At 37.6% G+C, this 24,106-nt stretch carries 21 protein-coding genes; 2 read left to right on the plus strand and 19 right to left on the minus strand.

Going from position 1 to position 24,106, the window contains the following annotated elements; translation table 11 throughout:
- Positions 1-297 precede the first annotated feature (297 nt).
- From AB3H90_RS11115 to AB3H90_RS11185, 15 genes are all read right to left on the minus strand, one after another.
- Positions 298-1,119, minus strand: coding sequence for a hypothetical protein (locus AB3H90_RS11115; RefSeq protein ID WP_368016727.1), 822 nt, complete (start codon positions 1,117-1,119; stop codon positions 298-300).
- Positions 1,120-1,464: 345 nt separating this feature from the next.
- Positions 1,465-2,142 carry a type 1 glutamine amidotransferase domain-containing protein gene (locus AB3H90_RS11120; RefSeq protein ID WP_368016728.1) on the minus strand — a complete coding sequence of 226 codons (678 nt, stop codon included), beginning with the start codon at positions 2,140-2,142 and terminating at the stop codon, positions 1,465-1,467.
- Between the two features lie 35 nt (positions 2,143-2,177).
- Complete coding sequence (locus tag AB3H90_RS11125; protein ID WP_010737022.1) at positions 2,178-3,284, minus strand: NADH-dependent flavin oxidoreductase; 1,107 nt, start codon at positions 3,282-3,284, stop codon at positions 2,178-2,180.
- A gap of 79 nt (positions 3,285-3,363) precedes the next feature.
- Positions 3,364-3,798: a MarR family winged helix-turn-helix transcriptional regulator gene (locus tag AB3H90_RS11130; RefSeq protein WP_010720971.1), complete on the minus strand. Its 435-nt coding sequence runs from the start codon at positions 3,796-3,798 to the stop codon at positions 3,364-3,366.
- Positions 3,799-4,201: 403 nt separating this feature from the next.
- Positions 4,202-4,639 (minus strand): hypothetical protein, encoded by a 438-nt coding sequence (locus AB3H90_RS11135; protein ID WP_034700460.1) that lies wholly within the window; start codon positions 4,637-4,639, stop codon positions 4,202-4,204.
- A 3-nt stretch (positions 4,640-4,642) separates the two neighbouring features.
- Entirely contained in the window at positions 4,643-5,059 is a 417-nt protein-coding gene (locus AB3H90_RS11140) for a DUF3021 family protein (RefSeq protein WP_368016729.1), read from the minus strand.
- A 98-nt stretch (positions 5,060-5,157) separates the two neighbouring features.
- Entirely contained in the window at positions 5,158-5,619 is a 462-nt protein-coding gene (locus AB3H90_RS11145; RefSeq protein ID WP_010737019.1) for a LytTR family DNA-binding domain-containing protein, read from the minus strand.
- A gap of 66 nt (positions 5,620-5,685) precedes the next feature.
- Complete coding sequence (locus AB3H90_RS11150) at positions 5,686-7,311, minus strand: alpha-glucosidase (RefSeq protein WP_368016730.1); 1,626 nt, start codon at positions 7,309-7,311, stop codon at positions 5,686-5,688.
- Between the two features lie 266 nt (positions 7,312-7,577).
- Positions 7,578-8,891 (minus strand): NCS2 family permease, encoded by a 1,314-nt coding sequence (locus AB3H90_RS11155; RefSeq protein WP_010737017.1) that lies wholly within the window; start codon positions 8,889-8,891, stop codon positions 7,578-7,580.
- Between the two features lie 229 nt (positions 8,892-9,120).
- Positions 9,121-9,381 (minus strand): hypothetical protein, encoded by a 261-nt coding sequence (locus tag AB3H90_RS11160; protein WP_010737016.1) that lies wholly within the window; start codon positions 9,379-9,381, stop codon positions 9,121-9,123.
- A 102-nt stretch (positions 9,382-9,483) separates the two neighbouring features.
- On the minus strand, positions 9,484-9,840 hold the full coding sequence (locus AB3H90_RS11165; RefSeq protein WP_034700463.1) for a VOC family protein: 357 nt from the start codon (positions 9,838-9,840) through the stop codon (positions 9,484-9,486).
- 288 nt (positions 9,841-10,128) lie between these two features.
- On the minus strand, positions 10,129-10,839 hold the full coding sequence (locus AB3H90_RS11170) for a B3/4 domain-containing protein (RefSeq protein WP_368016731.1): 711 nt from the start codon (positions 10,837-10,839) through the stop codon (positions 10,129-10,131).
- Between the two features lie 13 nt (positions 10,840-10,852).
- The gene (locus AB3H90_RS11175; RefSeq protein WP_010737014.1) at positions 10,853-11,377 is read right to left on the minus strand and encodes a GNAT family N-acetyltransferase; all 525 of its coding nucleotides are present in this window, start codon (positions 11,375-11,377) and stop codon (positions 10,853-10,855) included.
- A 13-nt stretch (positions 11,378-11,390) separates the two neighbouring features.
- Entirely contained in the window at positions 11,391-11,843 is a 453-nt protein-coding gene (locus tag AB3H90_RS11180) for a MarR family winged helix-turn-helix transcriptional regulator (RefSeq protein ID WP_010720981.1), read from the minus strand.
- A gap of 95 nt (positions 11,844-11,938) precedes the next feature.
- Positions 11,939-12,538, minus strand: a complete 600-nt coding sequence (locus AB3H90_RS11185) for an NUDIX hydrolase N-terminal domain-containing protein (protein ID WP_010720982.1) — start codon at positions 12,536-12,538, stop codon at positions 11,939-11,941.
- Positions 12,539-12,794: 256 nt separating this feature from the next.
- On the opposite strand from AB3H90_RS11185, the gene AB3H90_RS11190 reads away from it, so the two are divergent.
- Positions 12,795-14,249 carry a helix-turn-helix domain-containing protein gene (locus tag AB3H90_RS11190; RefSeq protein WP_010720983.1) on the plus strand — a complete coding sequence of 485 codons (1,455 nt, stop codon included), beginning with the start codon at positions 12,795-12,797 and terminating at the stop codon, positions 14,247-14,249.
- 137 nt (positions 14,250-14,386) lie between these two features.
- Here AB3H90_RS11190 and AB3H90_RS11195 read toward each other — a convergent pair whose 3' ends face one another.
- From AB3H90_RS11195 to tdc, 4 genes are all read right to left on the minus strand, one after another.
- A complete protein-coding gene (locus AB3H90_RS11195; protein ID WP_368016732.1) occupies positions 14,387-16,930 on the minus strand; it encodes an HAD-IC family P-type ATPase in 2,544 nt (847 codons plus the stop codon).
- 109 nt (positions 16,931-17,039) lie between these two features.
- The gene (locus AB3H90_RS11200) at positions 17,040-18,359 is read right to left on the minus strand and encodes an amino acid permease (RefSeq protein WP_368016733.1); all 1,320 of its coding nucleotides are present in this window, start codon (positions 18,357-18,359) and stop codon (positions 17,040-17,042) included.
- Positions 18,360-18,375: 16 nt separating this feature from the next.
- Complete coding sequence (locus AB3H90_RS11205) at positions 18,376-19,806, minus strand: amino acid permease (protein WP_010720986.1); 1,431 nt, start codon at positions 19,804-19,806, stop codon at positions 18,376-18,378.
- Positions 19,807-20,121: 315 nt separating this feature from the next.
- A complete protein-coding gene (tdc, locus tag AB3H90_RS11210) occupies positions 20,122-21,954 on the minus strand; it encodes a tyrosine decarboxylase (RefSeq protein ID WP_368016734.1) in 1,833 nt (610 codons plus the stop codon).
- Positions 21,955-22,449: 495 nt separating this feature from the next.
- Here tdc and AB3H90_RS11215 point away from each other — a divergent pair, with 495 nt between their 5' ends.
- A complete protein-coding gene (locus AB3H90_RS11215) occupies positions 22,450-23,880 on the plus strand; it encodes a helix-turn-helix domain-containing protein (RefSeq protein ID WP_368016735.1) in 1,431 nt (476 codons plus the stop codon).
- Positions 23,881-24,106 lie beyond the last annotated feature (226 nt).

A 24,106-nucleotide genomic window follows, 5' to 3' on the forward strand; every position in this document is an offset into this window, starting at 1 on the left:
TACTATTTTCCTTTAATTCCATCATAAAACCTTTTTAATTATAAAATTATTTAAAACTACTTTTTCACAAAAAAAGGAAGAACGAACTTCAAAAAAATCATAAGCATTACATTGTCACTTCTTTTCCGGATCTAAAAAGATATAAAGAAGAAACAAATACTTTGATCTATGAATAATAGTGTCGTATGGAAGAATCGAACTACAAACAAACACCTGATTTCGTTGATTTTCCCTTAAAGAAAAGAGAGCCAAGGAAGTTCTACCCTTGACTCTCCTTTTTTAATCATTTTGTATCATCTACGGGATAAACAGTTCAATATCAATGACCGTAAATCGTTTTTGTTTCTTATCATAGATCGACCATAGATACGCTCCATCATCTCTTCTACCTTCATTATAATAATTGGTAAAATCAGTATGCCATTGATAAATGACTAACTCACTTCGATCAGGAAACAGAAGTTGATTGACTCGTCGGAAATCTTCGATTGTTCGATGGGTCTGGAGATAACTACAAAAAGCGATTTGGTATTCCCCACCCTTGGCAAAAAAAGTGGTGGAACTGATTTCATCAGCTTTCATCATTTGGGGATTGACCCTTATAGGAAAGCCGTCATAAGTATCAAACGAGGTTTCTTTCATATAAGTAAGCGTTACTTCTTCAGTTCGTTCGTAGAGTTGTGGAAACCTGGTCAATAATGCTTCACGCTCTTTTCTAAGCTCTTTTATCATTTGGTAACGCTCTTGTTTGCGTTCTTCATACTCCACTTGTAGCTTTTTGAGGTCTACTTTGCGGCCGATTACTTGAAGATGTCTGATCGTTGCTTGCATATCTGCTTTTATTTGGGCATCTACACCAGCTTCTATTCTTGCCTCGACTTCTGGGGTTAGCGTGATCTCAACTTTGGGCACTTCGGCAAATTTTTGAGTTAATCCAGGCACAAATTTTGGTGTCCAGATACACCATGCCCGATTAGCATATGTAAGAAATGCCAGTACTGCTTCACGATGACTTTCATATCCTCGATACTTTTCCTCAGTAAAAAAAGCACAATTGACCGGCTCAATTAGATATTCATTACATTCATAATAGAACGTTTCTTTTTCTAGCAACTCCATTTCATCATTCCTTTCTTCCTTAGTTACTTTCTATGTATCCGCTTTTATTTTACCATGTTTTTTTACCTCTCATACTCCATAAAAAAATCAATTTTTAGACTTACGTCGTACATTCTTTTTATTTTTTTATAGAAATAGAGGGCAAAATCTGAAGCGACTCCAAACAGTTAGACTAAAAAATCTAAATTTTGGAGGACGTTTCAGATTCCACCCTCTACTTTATAAAGTTTTCTTCTATTGTTAAATTGGATTGTTTTTTGGCAGACTTACTATAATGCTGTAATAAGAAGGCCTACATCGGAACTGTTTATTTTCGTTTTTTGCTGAACTTTTTCCCTTAACAACTTATTTCTTCAAAGATTCAACGACTTTGATTCCTAATTGATGCGCAGATTGAGGATTCTGCCCGGTCAACAACTGTCCATCTACATGTACGACCGCTGTAAAAGCTGGTCCTGCTTGATAGTTTGCTCCTTTTTCTTTCAAGGCATCTTCTGTTAGAAAAGGTACTTTGTCCGTTGTTCCATTCGCTGTTTCTTCTTCGTTACTAAAACCAGTGACCGTTTTCCCCGCTAAAATTGGTTGACCAGAAACGTCAACTACAGGAAGTAACCCGACTACACCATGACAAACAGCTGAAACGATTCCGTCATTTTGGTAGATCGATGAAGCAATTTTTCCTAGATCCGTTGCTTCAGGAAAGTCCCACATGGTTCCGTGTCCACCGGTATAATAAATCGCACGATACTCGTTTGGGTCGACTTCAGCTGGACTCAAGGTGCTTCCTAACGCTCGGTTACGGAAACCTTCGTCCTGATAATACGTCCAATCGATTTCATCCATCGCTTCCAGACTCTTCGGCTCCAAAGGAACATACCCACCTTTAGGACTGACAAAATCAGCTGAGATATTATTTTTGACTAAAGCATCATAAAAATGAGTCAGTTCACTCAGCCACAGCCCTGTTGGACGGTCGGTTCCTTTATATCTTTCCACATTCGTTAAGACGATCAATACTTTCATTGTTCTCTCTTCTTTCTTTACTAATAAATCTTCACTTATCTATTAGTATTTGATTGATAACGGATCTGTAAAAAATTATACAATGGATTAGGTAAATAGAGTTCTTGATATGCTTTTGCAAATGGTTTGGTCACAAGTTCTGTATCGCGATTCTCCATTAATTTGACCGCCCATTCGGGGTCAACTAATAGTTGCTGACCGACTGCAACAAGTTCTGCATCAGATAAAACGGCTTCAACATCTTGGCGATTACGGACATTCCCTACACCCACTAATGGTATTTTTCCTTGCACTGTTTCATGGAGATAGTGAAGCATCGATTGCTCATTGTATTTCTCAGAACGAGCAACACGATCATACGTACTTAATGAAACATGAAGGTAATCCAATTTTGTTTCACGTAATTTTTCCATTAACCATATGGTATCTTCAAAACGGATACCAGGCGTTTCAAATTCTTCTGGTGAAAAGCGATAACCTACGATAAAAGGCTTTGTTGCGTATGTTTCGACAGCTTGAAACACACTTTTCACTACTTCATCAATAAAGCGATAGCGATTTTCTAAGCTTCCGCCCCATTGATCTTCACGACGATTAGAATGTGGCGAAAAGAATTGTTGGATCAAATACGTATTAGCACCGTGTAATTCTACACCATCAAATCCAGCTTCGATCGCTCTTCTAGTTGCTTCACCAAAAGCCTTGATTGTTTCTAAGATTTCGTCTTCTGACAAGGCACGTGGTGTTTCCGCATTAGGTCGTTCTGCAGGGATTGCGCTAGCCGAAACAGTTTGTTCGCCTGATAACGTTGCTCGACTCGTCATACGTCCGCCATGGAAGATTTGTACGATCGCTTTTGCCCCATTTTCTTTGATTGCCTTTGCCAAGTCACTGAGCCTAGGTATCATTTCATCATGCGCTATGCTAAGTTCACCGGGCCAGCCTTTTCCTATATCTTGCACATTCGCAGCCCCTGTAATAACAGCGCCTAGTCCCTTCGAACGTTCTTGGTAATACGTGATCTCATCTTCCGTAATCACACCATTATAAAAACTTAACTGGGTGGTCATAGGTGCCATCATCAAACGGTTAGGTAATGTCACACCAGAAGGAAAAGTGATTGTTTCGTTAAAATTTGCCATGGTGATTCCTCCATTCAGTTCTCTTCGTTTATTAAAACACATAATTAGTTGCGCATACAACTAACGAGATTAAAAAAATTTATTTTTTTTGTAGTTTTTCAGTGGCTGAATTGATTGCTTTAGATAAACATTCACTTTCTACAGATCCTAGAATCTCTTGATATGCATGATGTAGTTCTTCCCAACTACTATCGATTTCTTTTACAAATTCCCGTCCTTGATCCGTCAGATAAACTAATGACAAGCGTCCATCACTGACTGTTTTGATATAGCCTTTGTATTCCAATTTTTCGACAAAACGAGCAATCGTTGAAGGTGCAGAACAAAGTAATTGGGCGATATCCTTTTGTGGTAACCCATCTTTTTCTTTTAAAATCAATAAAATAAACCCATATGTCGGTGTCAAACCCGTTTTCTTAAATGCTTCATCTGCCATTTTATTCAACAGGCGATCTAATTTTTTCACACTAAAAAACAGACAATCATTTAACGCTTGTTCAATCGGTTTTCCCATGTTTTCTCCCCCTAATATCCGCGTAACATATCATAGTATGATTTTTGTTATTTGTCAAAAAAGGCTGTAGTAACAAGGGAAAACAAGAGCATGTAAAATTCCTAGAAAGAATAATATAACCTGTTTTAGGGGATATAAAAACGCAGAAACAAGATTCAAGCACCTTCAAACAATGGGCTGCACCAAAAATTTGAAATAAGATAAGTAGAGAACAGATACGGCAAAAAATTGTCTTGGTATTTCTTATCATTTTTGAAGTCTTCTTACTTTCTTGATGTTTCATACTGTTATCTTTTCACATGCTCTCCTTGTTGAAGAGAGGTCTTATTCCATTCATAAAAGAATGATTCAAAAAAATTGTCACTAGGTACCGCCGAATAAGAAAAAAATGCGACTGATTGGTTTATACTTTTTTCAGATAAACTACTTTGGCACCTAATAATGAGACACCGATATGCAAAGTTTCAGCAACTGCAGGTACGCTTTCACCAAAAGGCAATACGCTGACACGATTGATAATGATCCCTATGATAAATACAAGGACGGTCAGCCAAGTTCCCTTTTTTACCCATTGCTGGTCACTTTGTCTTTGATAGATTTTTACAGTTTGGGCACGTAACCCGCCAAAGATGAACCCCAGCAAAACAGACAAAACAATAAGAATAAGTGTATGGTTAGTCTTAATGATTTCTTGCCAGTTGCTTATGATTAAATAAAGTCCAACTAATACAATGATGATTTCACTTTTCATCGTGTCTTTGATTGCTCTTTCTTTAAGTAATCTCTGTAAAAAAAAGAGAATCAATACTAACACAATGAGATAATTTTGTAGATGTTCCACGTTTTATTCTTCTTTCTTTCCTGAAATTCCTGAATGCCGTGTATTGATTATTTGGATTCGTTTATTTAACAATCGGGCTCGTAAAAAGTTCCTGATGATCAAACAAAGCCACACAATGAAATAGATACTCACAAAGGTTAGCGTGTACCTCTCAAGATGAACAGAAACTCTTCCATTTAACAGCACCAACAAGAAATAACTAAAGGCATACGTACTAATAAAATGCAGCAGTATAATCTGAAGATAATTAAGCTTCTCAATTCGCTCGATCAGCGATACTAGGCCAATAAAAGCCGAGAGAAAGAAGACAAAAAGAATCTCATTTCTCGTGATCTCATGGGTTTGTGAAACTAATTTGAACAGCAAGAAAGCAAAGCTTCCAATACCAATACTTCTCATCATACGTTGTATCAATTTCATCGGGCTCTCCTTTTCATCTTACCAGCTATCAGGTACATTTATTCTACAAGGTTTCCTTCTTGAAGCTAGTTTGATTGTCATTTCTTGCATTTTTCTTGTCACTTGTTGCGAAAAGTCTGATCAATTTTTTCTTTTAATGCTTTGGAAAAATAACGGCTAACGAGTAACTCTTCTGTATTTTGTAATGTGACATAGAGATTTCCATTTAAAAGCGACGAATTGATTTCTTTAACCATATAGATATTTAAAATAGTCGTTTTCGATATTTGGATAAATGGTTCTGGGAGTTCTTTCATTAACTGAGCTAGTGTCAATCTTCGCTCATACACTTCATTTTCCGTATAAAAAAAACATTTGCGATCAAGATATTCGATATAAAAAATCGAGAATAAATCTAAATAGACATCTCTTTCTTTTTTATAGTCTCTCACTAAAATAGTTTCCACTTTGTATTTCTCTAAAATATCAGCAATCGAAGTTAAAAATGGTACCTTTTCATGAACTTGAAAAAGTACCATCTCCTCTTGTTTTTTTGGAATCAAATCAAACAATACTTTCATCATGGTCCTCACACTTGTCTAAATTTCTTTTATCATACTCTTTTTTGAGGTGTTCGGACAAGTCATTTATTTGCTCGTCTTCAAAACAAAAGCTTCATAAGGACGTAAATTCAGTTTGCCTGTTGGTATCTGTTTTTGTGGATAGTTTGAAATGACCAGTGTCATCGCTTGATCAGCCAATGTGTATGGCTGATTTTTTTCAGACATATTGCAAACGACTAACCATTGTTCATTATTCAACGTCCGATAATAGGCAAATACGTCATCGGGCGTATCTGTTACCAATTGGTAATCTCCCCAGACGATGAGTTCATTGTTTTTCCGTAACTCGATCAATTGCTTATACGTATAAAAAATAGAATCTTTCTTTGCTAAGGCTGTTTTCACATTGATCGTTTGGTAGTTTGGATTGACGTGTAGCCAAGGAGTTCCTGTGGTAAATCCAGCATGTTCACTATTATCCCATTGCATCGGTGTACGCGCATTGTCACGCCCTTTTGCATTGATCGAACACAAGATTTCTTCCGGAGTAAATCCTAAAGTTAACCGTTCATGATACATGTTGATCGTTTCAATATCTTGCGCTTCAGAAATATCCTTGATCGGGTAGTTTGTCATCCCGATTTCTTCTCCTTGATAAATATAAGGTGTCCCTTTCATCATATGAAGCAAAATCGCAAACATTTTGCCACTTTCTTCTCGATAATCTTGATCATTCCCCCAACGTGAGATGATCCTTGGCAAATCATGGTTATTCAAAAATAGACTGTTCCATCCTTCATTCCCTAAAGAAGTTTGCCATTTTGATAATACATGTTTCAACTCAGGAATACTTAATGGTTTTAAATCCCATTTGTCTTTTCCTGCCTGTTGATCCAAACCGACATGTTCAAATTGAAAGATCATCGATAGTTCATTTCTCTTTGGATCAGAATAAAGCTTGGCAATGTCCGTGGTTGCTCCCCAAGTTTCGCCCACTGTCATCAGATCTTTGTTTCCAAAAGTAGCTTGATTCATCTCTTGTAAATAGTCATGAAGTTTGGGACCATTACTTGTTATTTCTTGATCAGGTAACTTCCCAATCGTATCGATCACGTCCATTCGGAAACCACCGATTCCCTTGTCGATCCAAAAGTTCATCATCTGATAGATTTCTTGACGTAAATGGGGATTTTCCCAGTTTAAATCTGGTTGCTTTTTACTATAAAGATGTAAATAATACTGACTAGTTGTTTCATCAAACTGCCAAGCAGAGCCACTGAATATCGACCGTAATTGATTAGGCTCATTTCCATTGATTGGGTCACGCCAAATGTAATAATCCCGATACGGATTTTCTTTACTTTGACGAGCTTCGATAAACCAAGCATGTTCATCTGATGTGTGGTTGACGACGAGATCCATAATGATTTTTATTTCACGTTTCTTTGCTTCTGCAATCAGTTCCTCCATATCAGCCATCGTGCCAAATTCGGCCATGATTGCTTGATAATCACTGATATCGTAACCGTTATCGTCGTTAGGAGATTCATATACGGGAGATAACCATATCGTATCGATCCCTAAATAATGCAGATAATCTAATCGAGCGATCACTCCTTGTAAATCCCCGACTCCATCCCCATTCGTATCTTGAAAACTACGAGGATATACTTGATAAACAACTGATTGATGCCACCATTTTTTCTCCATACTTTCCTCCATTGGTTAAAGATTATTGATCCCTCGCAAAAATTGTAACGCTTTCAAAAACGAGAGTAAATAGCCATTATTCTCCTTATTTCTTTCACCACGCCTAAACCTTGATGCTATCGTCTTTTACTTTCAGTTGTTACCGATAACAATTTTTTCCAAAAAAGAACCCTGGCATTTGTTTTCTCGCTAACAATAGCGAGATCTCCATTTGCCAAGGTTTTTTTACTTGTCACACATCATAAAAATTAATCAACTAAATCAAGTTAACTAATGTTCAGTATCCACATGAAGCCAATAAAGACAAAGAATAACAGATACATGATCGGTGATACTTCTTTTCCGCGTTTTGCTGCGATCATAGTAATTGGATAGAAGATAAATCCTAATGCGATCCCATCAGAAATACTGTAAGTTAACGGCATACCGATCAAGATCAAGAAAGCTGGAATGGCGATCTCTAACTTGCCCCATTCGATTTGACGCAACGATTGTGCCATCAATACACCGACAATGATCAGTGCTGGTGCTGTTACTTGTGAAGTCACTACTGATAGCAACGGTGAAAAGAATAAACCGAATAGGAATAAGATCCCGGTCGTTACTGCAGTGATCCCAGAACGGCCACCAACAGCAATTCCGGCAGAAGATTCAACGAAAGCCCCAACTGGTGAAGTTCCTAATAAAGAACCTGCAAGCATAGCTGTTGAATCAGAAGCCAACGCTTTCCCAACACGAGGCATTTTGTTATCTTTCATAAAACCAGCTTGATTAGCTAAACCGACTAACGTGCCTGCTGTATCAAAGAATGTAACTAATAAAAAGGTTAATACGACTACCCACATTTGTAGTGAGTTGATGTCTCCGATATGTTTCAATGCAACTAAGAATGTTGGCTTTAAACTTGGTGCAGCTGAAACTAATTGAGAAGGCATAGGAATAAGTCCAGTCACTAATCCAAGAATTGTGCTAGCTACCATCCCAATAAAAATACCTCCTGGAACACGTCTTATCAATAAGATTGCTGTCACAACTAACCCAAAAATCGTCAACCATGTTGAACCTACGCTTAGTGATCCTAACCCCACTAATGTGGATTCATTTGAAACGATGACTCCTCCTTCATTCAAGCCAAGGAAAGCAATAAATAAGCCAATCCCACCTGAGATCGCATATTTTAAATCAGCTGGAATTGCATCAATGATCATTTCACGTAATTTGAAAATCGTGATTAAAATAAAAATCAAAGAAGCAACGAACACGCCTGCTAAAGCTGTTTCCCAAGGAATCCCCATTCCCAAACAAACGGAATAAGCAAAAAAGGCATTAATCCCTAATGCTGGCGCAGTACCAATCGGGTAACGTGCTAAGACCCCCATTAAAATACAGCCGATCGCACTTGCTAATGCTGTAGCCGTAAACACCGCACCTTCGTCCATTCCTGATGCGCCTAAAACTGTTGGATTGACAAATAAGATATATGCCATTGAGATAAATGTTGTAAAGCCTGCAAGTATTTCTCTTCTGACGGTGGTACCTAATTTTTCAATCTCGAAGTAGGAAAGTAGTTTTTCCTTCATCTTTCATCCCCCTAAAACCGAACATTTATAAAAAAGTCCCTCAAAATTTTGAATTATTTAAAAACAACGTGTTTAATCATATACTAAATCAGAACATAAGTAAACAAAAAAGTCGGATTTTAAGCAAAATCCGAACTTTAAGTTTTTTTGATCGTTATGAACTGATTTAACAGTTTTTTTAATAGAAAAGGAGCATTTCAAACAAAATAGCGTACCAAATCGGTTTGCTTTAGCTATTTTTTAGCTGCTCTTTTCCGATGCGTTTTTGTTCTTCAGCAATGAATCCCTTGATGTCACTTTCTGCCGAAAAATATTTACTAATTTCACTAGAATTAGTCAACGAATTCAAGCCGCCATATCCTGTATCTACCATTTTCCCCCAACCTTTTGTTGGCTTTTTCCCTGTCTTCAAGTTTTTCATACGGATTTTTTCACTTTTTTCTTCTCGTCGTCTCTGTGAATATTCTTCCATTTTTGCGATTAGATTCATGACAGTCTCTCCTTTCCTTCAAAAATTTGTTATTCATTTATTTAAATTCCTTGTCCTGTGCATCTCCTTTTCAAACACCAGGACCTCTTCTGATTTCAAACATTACAACTTACCGATCACAAAATAGTTTCCTTCTGGATCAGAAAAGTTGAACGTCTCTACGCCATTGCTCTCCATGATTTCACCAGCATTCTCTATTTTTTGATAGATCTCCTCAAATTGATCCGTAAAGAAAATGATCGAAGGAGTCGTACCTAACACTTCTGGCGAAAATCGTTGGACAAAAACTTTTGGAAAAATCCCTAATTCAAATTCTGGTGAAAGTTGCACGATCGTACTTTGAAATTCTTCTGGTAACTCAATCGTTTCACTAACTGTTGCGCCTAGAGTTTCGACAAAAAATTGACTAAGCACTTCAACATTTTCTGCATAAAGCATGACTCTGGTTTTACCGATCATCTCTGATCCTCCTTTGATGGTGTTGATCCTTTTCATTAAGTATATCATGAAAGCGGATAATCAAAGAATTCTCGGTTTAAGAATCGAAAAATCCGACAAGATTTGACAGACTGTGACGATTCTTTGTCAGTTTGTCTTGTTTTGATAAGATTTGATGGCACAACAGTGAAACGAAACCATTCAAAACTACACTCGTTAGAGAAAACAAGATCACATAGAAAAATCCCTCGTTTTTCTATGTGATCTTATTGGTTGAGCTACTTTTTCTTCCTACGTTTCGCTCCTACTTCAAATGTTCATTTCTGGATGTTCCTTCGTTAGCGTAAATGTTTTCCCTTCTACGCCAAATGTTTGTTCCACGCGTTTTTTCAATTCTGTCATTGCTTTTGCGCCACGTGATGCTTGCTCTTTTGTGACTGATTCAATAACCAAAATGGCTTTAGTCGTGTCTTCCGTCAACATTGTCCGTTGCGCTTCTCGCCAGTTGAAACTGCGACAGATTGCTCCTTCGTTATCGTAATAAATGATTTCTTCTGGTAAAGCTGGTGCATCAGCTTCAGCTCCTAGAGGTAAGAAACTTTCACCACCATGAGCTTTTCCTAGATGAAGATCCCCTTTGATTTTTTCTTGATCTTCTCCTCCACATGGCACACCAAATGTTAGAGAAATACTGTTATAGATATCGACTAATGGGTTGATAGGGAAAAATTCACGTTCTTGGCTAGCTCTTTTTAATAACGCTTCAATCGATGAACGGGCTCCTTTTTTGGTTTTAAAACGTGAAAAAGCTTGACGCCATTGGGCAATGACTTCATTTTGACTGAATGTTTCTTCTGTCAAATATCCTCTTGCTTCTTTCGCTGCATCATTCAATAGTTGATGGAATTGTTCTTCTTTGGCTTTATCTACATGATTATCGATACCTTCGACTACCAAAACTTCAATTGTTGCTTCTGGAAAGACTTCCCAAAAATTTTGTTCCGCGATGATTTTTTTCATGTTTCTACTCCTTTTATTTCTGTAAATTTTTGACATATAGATAATCTGTCTGAGCATCATCTCCCATATAAAAAATATGTTGGCTATGATGTTGGAATCCATGTTTTCTATAAAAAGCTAAGGCAGGATAGTTATGTTCCCATACCCCTAACCAAATCGCCTCTTTTTGTTTTTCTTGCGCTTTTTGCACAGCAAATTCGATCAATCTAGATCCAATCCCTTTAGATTTAAATGGCGATCGGACATAAATACGTTCGATCTCTAAAAATCCTTCTCCCATTGCTTCTGTTTGTGCTTGCCCTATATTTAATTTTAGATAGCCAGCAATCCGGTCATCTAGTACTGCCCAATAAAATTCTGACTGTTCCTCTTGTAGTTCTCGCCTCAATTTATCGAGCGCATAAGCTTCATCCAAATAGGTCGTCATCAATTCTTCACTGTTGTGTTCACCAAAGGTAGCTTGATAGGTCTCGATACTAATTGCCTGTAATTTTTCTACTTCCGTTTCTTTGATCCCTACGATTTCGATTGTTTTCACCGCTCCAGTCCTTTCAATAAATTCTTTTGTTTCCTTTTTTTATATAATGCCAATCTTCACTCACATTTTTCCGAACTTTTTGCAAAAGTGTGTGTAATTGCAAAACTTCTTGCGGGGATAACCCTTTGACAGCTACTTGATTGGAATAATGATGCTCTCGAAGGATAAACGGATAGACTTTTTTTCCACGATCCGTTGGGTAAAGTTTTTTTATCTTTTTATTGTTTTTATCTGGCATGCTTTTTATCAGGTCTTTTGCTATCAATTTTTTCACCGCACGTGCCGTCGTTGTTCGGTCAACGTTGATCATCTCAGCTAACTTTTCTTGAATAATGCCAGGATGTTCACAGATTCGTACTAAATACAGGTATTGTCCTCTTGTCAAATCAACTTCTTGAAACTCAATGTTACTAATCGAGTCCAAGGCACGGGCAATTGCTCCAATCTCTCGAATGATTTCGTCCATTTTAACCCTCCCTTACCTAGCTTTAGTATGATTTTACTCTTTTTTATTGCATTTGCAACAAAAAATCACTAAAAATAAAAAACTACCTTCCCTGATCAATCACAATAAGGCAAGGTAGCTTTTTCTAAAATCAATAGTTGCTCTTTGGTCGTACGTTTCAGCGAGAGTTTTGGTAAATCATTTAAGTGGAAGAATTTCATATTAGAAGTTTCATGGTTTGCCACAAACGTACCTGACAAGATAGCACAAGAAAAAACAATTTTATAGTACTGAAAGGCTTGAGGGATGTCTGTGCGCAGATTCGTATCAAATATCGCTAATAATTGACCTACTTCTACCTCTAACCCAGTTTCTTCTTTGACTTCTTTACGTATATTTTCTTTAGGAGACAAACCAACTTCTGCAAATCCTCCTGGTAATGACCATTCTTGTGTTTTTGTATCTTCGATCAATAGAATCTTCTCGTCTTGTTTGATCCATGCACGTACGTCAACTTTTGGTGTTGGATATCCTTCATGAGCTTCTATTAGGCTTGTCCATTCTTCCTTTGTTTCCAATCCCACTTCACTCAGCAGCTTCAACGAGATTTCTTGCAGCTCTTCATATCGTTCTTTGTCAAACACGTCTTTCCCATAAAGCAATCCAGCTTGAGCAATCGCTAGTAAGCGGCGATAATCGTTTAGTCTAGTTTCCATTCTACTCACTCCTCTCACATGACTATCTTTTTACTTATTTTAGTATAAGTCAAATTTTTTAGCTAACTTCTACTTTAAATAAACGAAGGCTGATTGAAGTAAAAAAATCCAAAAAACTCATCCTTTATTTGATATTGTGCCTTTTTTCATTATACTAATGGTAAGCGCTATCTAAAATAATCAAGTTTCATTATGAAGATACGGCGAAACGAGTGTCTTCCTCACTTGTCATACTTAACAAAGAAAGGTTGATCCGATGTATTCTTTAATGAAAAAAATCATTACTGAAAAAGATATCAAACGCCAAGTCTCTTTAGTGGAACTATTACTGAATCACTCGCAAATAACTGTGAACGAGTTAGCCGAAGCTGTCAATACCACAGAGCGTACGATTTTTTCTGATCTTCAAACAATCAAAACCCAATTACCTAAAGGCTGGCTAATCAATAGTGACCAATCAGGGATTCAACTAAAAAACGAACAGAATCTCCTGACAAATGAACTGTGGGAAATTTTTCTGACACAGTCGATCAGTGTCCAATTATTGAAAGAATTATTAACGATTAAAGAAGTCGCTACCCCCACCTTTTTAGCACGTAACGGCTTGTCTTATGAAACATTGAATCGTCATGTCAAAAAATTGAATCAACAATTAGTCGTCTACGAATTACAGATCGAACAAAACCGCCACCGTTTGTCGTTTTCAGGTGAAGAAGAAACCATTCGGCTATTTTATCATCGATTACTTATGCCGTTTACCCATAACAACTATTTCTTCGAGGATTACTCGATCCATGAATCTCACTACTTCCGGTTCCTCAAACGTTTACGACAAGCTGAGTTAGCTGTTGACACCGAAGAGGTATTCGGGATTTGTTGGTTTTTTATCAACACGATTCGGATCAAAGCTGGTTGTCGAATCCCGACTTCATTGTTTTCTACCCAGGATCAATTATTTTTACTCTATGCTCCTGAATTAGAAAAACTGTACCGAACTGAAGGGGTCTATCTTAAAGATAAAGAAGCAGCGTTTGCTTTTTCCTGTTTTCTTGACAGCTGGAACTATAACAACTCTTACCCGCCTATGATCTTGGATATTTTACACCGTCACCCTGCAGAAACAAACATTCGTGAATTTGTAAATCGTCTATCAGAAAGCTTAGCTATCAAAGAGTTAGAACAAACAAACTTACCGGAAAATTTGATTTTACTACTCCTGAAATACTATGAATCACCGTTATTGATCGAACAAACAACCAAGCAATATCACTATTATTTAAAAGAATATGAACAAGAATACCCAGAGTTATATCCTCATAAATTCGCTTTGTTGCAACAAGTTAAAGAATCGACGAGCATGGTCAAAAAGGTCACCAATGAGACTTATTTCTTTTATTTACTTTCTTTATTGATCCAACAGACACTTTTAGCCGTGCAGCCGTATCAAGCAACGATTTATTTTATTTTTCAAGGGGAACCTTCATGGAAAGCTTTTTTGCAACAAGAATTAAATGCTTATTTAGGAAAGCGAGTGATCTTGGAGCCAATTGAATTGAGTCAATTGTCAGATATCACTATCAAGAAAAATGATTTATTGGTTTCAAATATTCCGATCGATACACCGCCAATGCCTGTCATTTATCTTTCAACGATCCCGACAAAAAATGAATTGGATCGTTTAAGTGACTTATCGTTGCGATCGTATTTGTAACTCACACTTAGTTTTTTTATGCTCTGTCTTAACATCGATCAATGATCAAGTAACTAACAAAAGCTTATAAATGTCTATTTGGTAATGGCCAAAGAGTACGTTTATAAGCTTTTATTTCCTGTTTGTGGTGGTACTTTTTACGTGGGTAACTCAGCATTTCGTTTTTTGGCGATCATCTTACTGATCCGCTTTTCGATCTCAACGATTACAAAAAGTAATAGAATATTTAGTAAGATCGGTAGTTGCTCTGTCAGGGAAAGACTTGTTGTCCCAATTAGCTGTTGTGCGATCGGTAAGTAAATCACTCCTGCTTGTAAGAGGATCAACATCCCGAGTGACAAGAACAACGCTTTGTTTTCAAATAAACTTCGATTCAATGAAGGATCAAGTAACTCGCGGCAATTGATCATATACACAGCTTGAGCAGCTACGATATTTTGTAAGAGCATGGTTTGTTGGAGCGCTTGTCCTTCAAAGCTCATTGCTAGTAAATAAGCAGGAATCATGATCAGCAATGACACATAAAAGATTCGAAACACACTGTAGCGGGTGAGAATCCCTTGCTTTGGATCTCTCGGTGAGCGACTCATCGTGTCCTTACCAGCTTTTTCAAATCCTAAAGCATAGGATAACGTGATCGTAGTAACCATGTTCACCCATAAAATTTGGACAGGTGTCAGTGGTAACGGCTGGTTAACGAGTAGTGCCCAAATAATGACCAGTCCTTGGGCTAAAGCTGTTGGTAAGAAAAAATTGATTGTTTTTTGAAGATTGTCGAGAATCCTCCGCCCTTCTTTGACCGCTTTAGCGATCGTATGGAAATTATCATCACCCAGTACCATGTCCGCTGCCTGCTTGCTCACTTCACTCCCTTTGATTCCCATAGCGATTCCTACATCAGCACGCTTCAAAGCTGGCGCATCATTCACACCGTCACCCGTCATTCCAACGATTTCTTCATTTTTTTGAAGAGCATCCACGATCCGTAACTTGTGTTCCGGTGTAGTTCGGGCAAATACATCTACTGATTTCACTTGTTTCGCTAGTTCTTCATCTGATAAGCGATCAATGTCAATTCCTTCTAACACGTTTTTTGTGTGTTTGAGACCGATTTGGTCAGCAATTGCCTGCGCAGTGTCTTTATGGTCTCCTGTGATCATTTTCACCGAGATCCCTGCATTTTGACATTCTTTGACTGCTCGGATCGCACTCTCTTTTGGTGGATCGATAATTCCTGCAATCCCTACAAAGGTCAGTTCATTCAATTGATCATGTCCTAATTCTTGATCAGGAGCAAGTGTCTTATAAGCAAAGCCTAAGACTCGTTGTCCTTTTTGGGCGAGTTTCATCGCTTCCTCTTGCCATTTTCCGACTTGTTTCGGTGTCAAGTTCGCTTTTGCTAGTAATACTTCTGGTGCCCCTTTGACATAAACAATCGCATGTTCCTGTTTGTCATGCATTGTTGCCATGTATTTATAGCTTGAACTAAATGGGATTTTTCCTTTGACTGGCTCCAAAGGTAGTGATGCTTTTACCGTGTAACGTAGTAAAGCAAGTTCGGTCGGGTTTCCTGTTAATTCGGCCACGTTTTGATTTGCTTTGGTTTGGATCTCTTGGCAGTTTTTCATGATTGCCAACATGGTTTCTTCTTGATCCGTCACTGTTTCGACAACACTCATTTCGTTTTTTGTCAGGGTTCCTGTTTTATCCGAACAAATCACGGTCATAGAGCCAAGAGTTTCTACAGAAGGCAAACCTTCAATAATCGCTTGCTCTTTAGCCATTTCGTTCACACCTAAAGAAAGGATCATCGTAAGTACTGCTGGTAAACCTTCCGGGATCATCGAAACGATCAAAGCAATAATCGTTGAAAATAAGAAGTTCATTTCCAAGCCATATCTAAATGTCGTGAAAAAGAGTAAGAACAAGCTAAGGAAAAGAATCCCACGAAAGATCTGCTTGTTTAGTTGGTTGATTTTTTTAACGAGTGGTGTAGTTTGTTGTTGGACTGATTGTAGTGCCTGATTGATTTTCCCGATTTCAGTGGTATCTCCCGTTTCGATAACCACACCAATCGCAGTCCCTGTTTGAACTAAGGTACCAGAAAATGCCAGATTCTTCTGATCACCGGTTGAGACGGTTGTCGTCAATCGTTCGCTAGTCTTTTCAACTGCTTCCGACTCCCCCGTCAATGCGGCTTCTTCTACCATGAAGTCATGGACCTCAATCAAGCGAACGTCTGCAGGTACAACATCGCCTGCTTTCAACGCTAACAAATCACCTGGTACTAATTCTTTAGCTGGAACCAATTCTTTGATCCCTTCTGTGAAAATCACCGCGTTCTGTCCTAAAAGTTTTTCCAAGCCGTTTAACGCTTCCTCAGCCTTTCGCTCTTGCCAATAACCAACAAAACTATTGACGAGAACGACTGCCAGAATAATACTTCCTTCAATCACTTCTCCTGTAAAAAATTTTAACAAAGAAGCAACCAATAAGATAATCATCAATAATTCTGTCAAATGCTTCAAAAACTTTCGTAATGGACTAACTTTCTTTTTTACTTCTATATGATTATAGCCGTTTTCTTTTAAACGACTGATACGCTCATCTTGGTTTAGCCCATCTGGAGTCGTTTTGAGTGTCTTCATCACTTCTTGGGCTGTTTCTTTATACCAGACCATCGCAATCCCTCCTCTTTCGGTTGTGATACTTTTATTATAGGTAGGAGAGACTTGATTTAACGTCAATTATTTCAGAGGACCCTGAAAAAAATAGGGGGAAAATATCGAATCATTTTGGAGCGGTCTGACGAATCCGTTGATAGATCAAGTTCAAGACACCAAACCAAACAACGGAAACTACGGGAATCACACGAGTAGTTGGTTCAAAAAACAAACTGATTCCTACCAAACCAAAAAAACATAGAATGAGTCGATCTTTCCATTTTTTCAACTGACTTTTCGTTAATTTTAGATGGGCAAATAAAATAGCTGACCAGACAAATAAGAACGAAATCGTGGTCATGCCTGCAAGTAATTGAAATAAAATCCGACTATCTGATACAAAAAAATGTAAACAAAGACCTAATAAAAACATGCCTCCAGTAAATAAGATACCGTGCAAGGGCACACCCTGCGAAGATAATGTTAGAAACCATTTTGAAAGATTTTTTTCTTTTGCCGTATTATATAAGATACGACTCGTACTATAAATGGCACTATTCGTGGAAGAAAGGGAAGCAACCAAGATGATCAAGTTGATGACTCCTGCCCCTTTGCTACAATGAATGAACTGTAACATCGTGACCAACGGACTTTCTTTTAAATCTAAAGATTGCCAAGGAACGACTAACAAAATCGCCACGATCGTTCCAATATAGAAAAAGAGGATACGTGCGGGTAAACATTGGATCGCTTTTTTAAGGTTTTTCTGTGGATCTGCTGTTTCGCCCACCGTTAAACCGATCATTTCAACTCCGGCAAAACTAAATAAAACCATTGGAAAAGCAGCAACTAAGCCGGTTAGTCCAAATGGAAAAATGGTTTGAAGCTGATCAAAATTTTCTCTGACACCAATTCTTGGTGACTTGAAGTACAAAAAGCAAACGCCAATCCCTAAAAGAATAAATAATAAAATCCCAAAAATCTTGATAGTTGAAAACAAGGATTCCAACTCACCAAACCAACGAACCGCAACTACGTTAATGATCACTAAGGCAATAAGTGCGAAGATCCCACTGATTAAGGGAGAGAGTGCTGGTAACCAAAAGCGGATATATAAACCAATCGCTGTCAATTCGGTCAATCCAGCACCCATCCAACATAACCAATACGTCCAGTTGACTAAAAATGCCCATCGTTCACCTAAATAGTATTGGATGAAATCGCCGATCGATTGAAACTCATTATTGGATAAAAAGAGCTCACCCATCGCATACATCAACCCATAAATAGCGAGACCACAAACAAAATAAGTAAGCAAGACAGCAGGTCCCGCCAACTTGATTGCTTTGGCAGAACCTAAGAATAGTCCAGTCCCGATCGCACCTCCTAGCGCAATCATCTGGATATTCCGATTCGTCAAAGTTTTCTTCATTGTGGTTCTTTCCATCTTACTCACCTTTTCTTTATTCTTGATTCAATTTTTGTTGGACTTCTTGTTCCCATGATGGTTTTCTGATTTTATCAATACATAATGGGGCAATGAATAAGATCAAACTAATCACCGTTACTGCGATAAAGTTGATCAACGTTCCAGCTTGCATTGTCAAGCCTACCGAACAGCCAATTGCTGCAAAAAGAACAAGTACAACGATCCATGCACCTAAATCACCCTTGCCACCTTTTTTACCGATTCTAAATGGTCGGGCAAGTTCAGGTTTGGCTTTTCTTAATTTCAAAATAGCAATCCCCATAATGACATATACAATACAATAAATCACTGTCGTGGAGTTCACTAACATCAGAAATGCCTGATTGACACCTGGTATCAACAAATAAAACAAAGCAAAGATCGAAATAATCGTTGATTGTGTTAAGATTACTGATTTTGACACATCAAATTGGTTCGTTTTCCAAAAATTGAATTTTGGTGGATATGCTCCTTTTCTCGCACTTGCAGTGACTGTTTTGGCTGGTCCTGAAGCCCATGCAGATAATTGGACAGCTACACCTACAAAGACTAATAGACTGAAAATATTAACGATGATATGTGGTAATCCTAGAATCTGACAATAGATTGAAATGGATTGCGCAATATTATTCAACTCCATTTGGCCTTTAGGTACCACATTTGCTACGACTAACGCATTCAACGTATTCACAAAGAAGAGAAAAATCAATGCAGCAAAGATCCCTTTAGTATAAGTTTTTACAGGATTTTTCAAACGGGTGATGTAGACAGATGACATCTCGATCCCCGTAAAGATAAACATGATTGGTGCAAAGTAAACGAATGATTTCGCTGTTTCTGCATCAGGGATCAATTTAGCCCAAGAAAAATGACCTAATGTTGCATGTGGTTGGATACCGACTTTGATCCATGAAAAAATACCTAAAAGAAGCATAATTGCTAATGGAATATATAGACCTAACCAAACACCGATCTTCCCACCAATTTTAGCCATATCAAATTTCAAATTTAATAATGTAATGATCCAATACACGACTAGAATAACGATCAAAGTAAATTTACTGTTCAACCCTAAAGGAACGTTATCAATCATATTACCCAATAAAGGTGCTAGCGCTGAAGCGACCATTACCATCCCTGGAAACATTTGGACCCATAAAAGCCATGAGACAACAAAGCCCCATTTTCGTCCTAAAGAATTTGAGACCCAGAGTTCTGGTCCACCTTTTTGGGGAAACATCCCAGCAAATTCACCTGAGATCAACGAAATAGGAAAAGCATAAAATAATACCGCTACAAGCATATAGAAAAGCATCGTCCAACCCGTGGCTGCAACATCAGGAATGTTCCGAACACTAGCAACTAAGGCACAAGTCATACCGATGAATGTCAGTGTAGTGATTTGTGAAGTTTTCGAATCTGTCATTGTTATTTTCCTTCTTTCCATCAACACAGAATAAACTATCTAATTTGAACGTTACAGGGGGGAAAAGCTATGAACGAAAAAAATTAATGGCAGTATTTCATTTTGAAAAAGAACTGCTTGCGTTTACCCGATTACTCACTAGTCTTTAACTATCTGAGTTTGACATAATCTTGATATCTTGAATCGGAAAAGCGTTTGAACATCCACTCTTTCTACTCTGAATACAACAATTCAACGTGCATCATCTATCTTCTTTGATCATAGCTTCCTGTAACACCGTTCTTCACTAGACAGTTTATCGGTTAATTTTTATTGTTATAAGATTTCATTGAGTGTTTTTTCCATGGCTTTGGTAATGCCTTGCGTATAGAACTCGAAAATCTTGTCATCATTAAGATAGGGTGTCATAATTGCCGCTCTTAGCAATGTCACTTTTTGTTCTTTTTGCCATTCTTCTTTCGAAAGACCTATCCGTTCAATGAAAGGAAGTGGGGAATCTCCATATTCTTCTTTCATAAAGGTCGTATGTGAAGTAATGAAATGTTCACTATAAACATCCCCTTCCATATAAGAAGAACGATTGAACATTTTTTCATTCAATTCATTGATCGTTTTTAAATCCGTGCATCCTTTGACTTTAAATACCCAATTGACCATATTAAAATCTGGATGATTCAAAGGATAAACTTCAATTGTTTTCCCTTTGATGGTAAAGCTCAATTGTTCTAAAAATGCTCGGAATCGTTGAGCTGCTTCAATCGAGGCACCAATCAATTGACCATAACCAGTAATGTTCAATGGCAATACACGATGGGCAGTCCAAACAGCAGCAGCCGTTGCCCCGGCTTTTGATCCTTCTAAAATATAGGCGCCTAACATGTCCGGTGCTTTTACTGATTTTTCAAAAACATAAGGAGAAAAATAGGAAATAATGTTACGCATTTCTTTGTGTTTGATTACGATACCTCCAGCAGCATAAGGAACATAGCCCATTTTATGCGGATCGATCGTGACCGAATCTGCCTCAGAGATTGCTTTGAACCCATCGTAAACACTTTGATCAATGGAAACATCATAATTAAATACATGATGTTCTTCAAAAAAGTCTGGCAGAGATTCATAAGGTACAAACTCGCCTGCTTCATTTAAGAACAATGCACGTGCATACCCGCCATAAGCTGCGTCAACGTGAAGATAGAAATAAATTCCTTCTTTATATAATTTTTCTCGCAATTCGACGATTTTATCTACACTATCCACTTGGCCTTCTTCCGTAGTCCCAACGACCGCTACCACACCTAGGACTGGAATCTTTTGTGCGGCTAACTCACGGATCGTTTTTTCTAAAATAGCAACATCCATACGATAATCTTCTTGAACTGGGATAGCGATCATTTGATCTAACCCAATCCCGCAAATGTCTAAAGCTTTCATCCATGAATAATGCTTCGTTTGTGGCACTAACCATTTGCCAAGTTCTTGGAGGTGTTTCCCACTACGAGATGAAGCTGCTTTGACAGCATCTAATTCTTCATCACTGAAGGTTCCAACCATTTCTAAGATTTCTTCGACAGAAAGATTCAATAGTTCCCAATCTGTTTTATCTTTGACTTTTTCAGGATAAACTTCCTTCACTGCAAGGGGAATAGATTTGATACAACGTGCATACCAAAGACCTTCAAGGTTTGCGATCGAGCCATCTGCTGTAATATGGCCCCAGCCACCGGTCATATTGAATAGATCAGCAAAATCTTGCCCTACTTCTGCCTCCATTTGTGAAGTTGCCATAGAAGATTCCAATGCCACATTATTCGGATTCCAAAGCATAGCAAAGTTATAAGCAAGCAAGGCAGGCATCAATGTCTCAGCGTTCATTTGACCCCAATAACGCCCAGCAGAATGCCAAGGGATTGATCCTGCACGCATCCGTTGACTGACTTCATCCAAGACTTCCACCATATGCTCACGAGTGGCGATATATCGAGGTGCTTGTTTGTCGGCTTCACTAATGGCTGCAACGTCACCAGGAAGATAATTCTCTCTCCAACCTAAATGTTCATCGACCATCTTGTTCAATTGCATTTTGTAAAATGCGCCATTTTCTGATTTGTCGCCAATAAAGACGGCTTTGATATCCATATCTTTCATGTCTATTACCTCCATATTGTTCTCGTTGGCCAACGATTTTGTAACTGCAGATGAAACCATCCATCTGTATCACACTACTGACTATAGAACAAAAAATGAGATAATTTTTTTTATAACATTGTAAAATAACCCCTTTTTTTAGAAAAAAATAAAGAAAGTCTGATTTTTCAGAATTTTCTACTCATAATAACGAATATTTTATAAAAACATGAGATAAAAAACTGTTGTTTCTTAAGTGTGTTTAAAAATAAATACGTATATTAAAAAAATAATTATTTTATTTATCCGTTTACTCATCCATTTTTTACTTTTATTGTATTTTTTTCACAAGAATTTTTTCTCTTTATATTTTTATAAAACATCGTTTTATAACAAAAAAGCTTGTCAAAACAAGCTTTTTCATTCATATGAAAAAAAATAAAGGTGTTTTAAACTTTAAATCATGGCATAATGAATGGTACATTGTTCAACCATCTACAAAGCGGAGGAGTTTTAATGTTTGAAGACTATTTGGAAAAAAATATTTTACGCCAGTTATTTCTTTGCGGTCAATTCTATCACAAAAAAGAAATCGATTTAGACGAACTGTCACATTTATTACAAGTCTGCAAAACAACGTTACTCAATGACATCAAAGCGATTCGAACTGAACTCAAGGATGAGATCATCTATAGCCAACGAGAAAAAGATACTTGTTCCTTGTATTTTGATCCTACGATCCCTCGTTTTCGCCTGATACAAAAATTAGCACGCCCTTCTTTATTTCTTAAAACTTGTCAGTTATATCTTGAAAATGAACCTAATTATCTCCAACTGACTGAAATCGAGTATATTTCTGTTAGCAAAGCGTATTCATTAAAAAAACAAGTACTTGCTTATTTTGAAGATTGTGACATTCAAATCCAACACCACTCTCCACGATTTACGGAGATCGAACGTCGTTTATTATTATTGAATGTAACTTATCGAACGGGCACCTTGAAGATCCCAACACTTCCAGCAGACTACTTCCTGGCAATAGATGAATTTATCGAAACGGTAACCTTTAATAGTAGGCGTATCTACGATAAAGACAACCGTGAGATCTTACGTATTGGATTGTTGATCAGCTATTTGTCTCAAAAAAGGCATCCCTTATCGATTGAACAAGATTTTATAGCCGAACTTCAAAAACGCCCCATTTATCAATATGTGATGGATGCATGGCATACAACTAAACTAAAACATTATTATCAAGAAAATGAAGTATACTTTGCTTTGATCTTATTTAATCTCAGTGATTATGGCTTCAATTCTTACCAAGCAATCGAAGAAGACTTCTGTCACCTCCATCAAGTTTTCATTGAAGATAGCCAATCAATCAAGCAACTGATTACCCAGTTTGAAAGCTATTTCAATCGAAAATTCATCGGTAACCGAGCATTCGAACGCGCTTTAATTCGTTTGATGCGCACCGCATGGGATAATTATCAACTCTTTGTACCTGAAAAATTTTATCTTTTGTCCCCAGAACAGCAATCCTTATTAGCCGAAATACAGCCTTTATTCAACCAATGGTTAGCCCAATTACCTTATAGACTACGACTTAAAATCAATTGTTTGGACGCTTTCGTTATTGAATTAAGTGGCATTTTACGCATTAATAAAACAAAACTCCACGTCCGTATCGTTACCAACTCAGACGTAAAATATCTGATTTACCGAGAAGCCTTAGAGTCCGTCACTACTTTCGATATGGAAGTCGATCCCGTTGTTTATCAGCACTTAGACGAAGCAATAAAAAGTGCTGCACAACAAGAAAACACTCGAATTTTATGTGAAAAAACTCTCTATACGCCAGAAGCAGAACAGTTTCCGACAATTGTTCCCGTTTCCGTAGACACAATTGAAAAATCGATTGTCTGGGCAGTTCAAGCAGTTCGATAAGCCGTGCTAGGAAAAACCGGCGTATGCTTCACTGAAAGCCAGCTTCCAGTGAAAAAAACAAGTTGTTAGCACAACCGTTTAATAACGTTCGTTCTATAAACTGGCCGATGTTAGGCAATTAAAAAGCAAAACAAAAAATCTCAAAACATGGAAAGTCGTTTTGAGATTTTTTCTATATTGCAAATGTTTCTACGTTGGCACATCGTAATAAACGAATTGCGTGATA

Origin of the sequence: Enterococcus sp. C63, assembly GCF_040887215.1 — a bacterium.
Lineage (GTDB): Bacteria > Bacillota > Bacilli > Lactobacillales > Enterococcaceae > Enterococcus_B > Enterococcus_B hirae.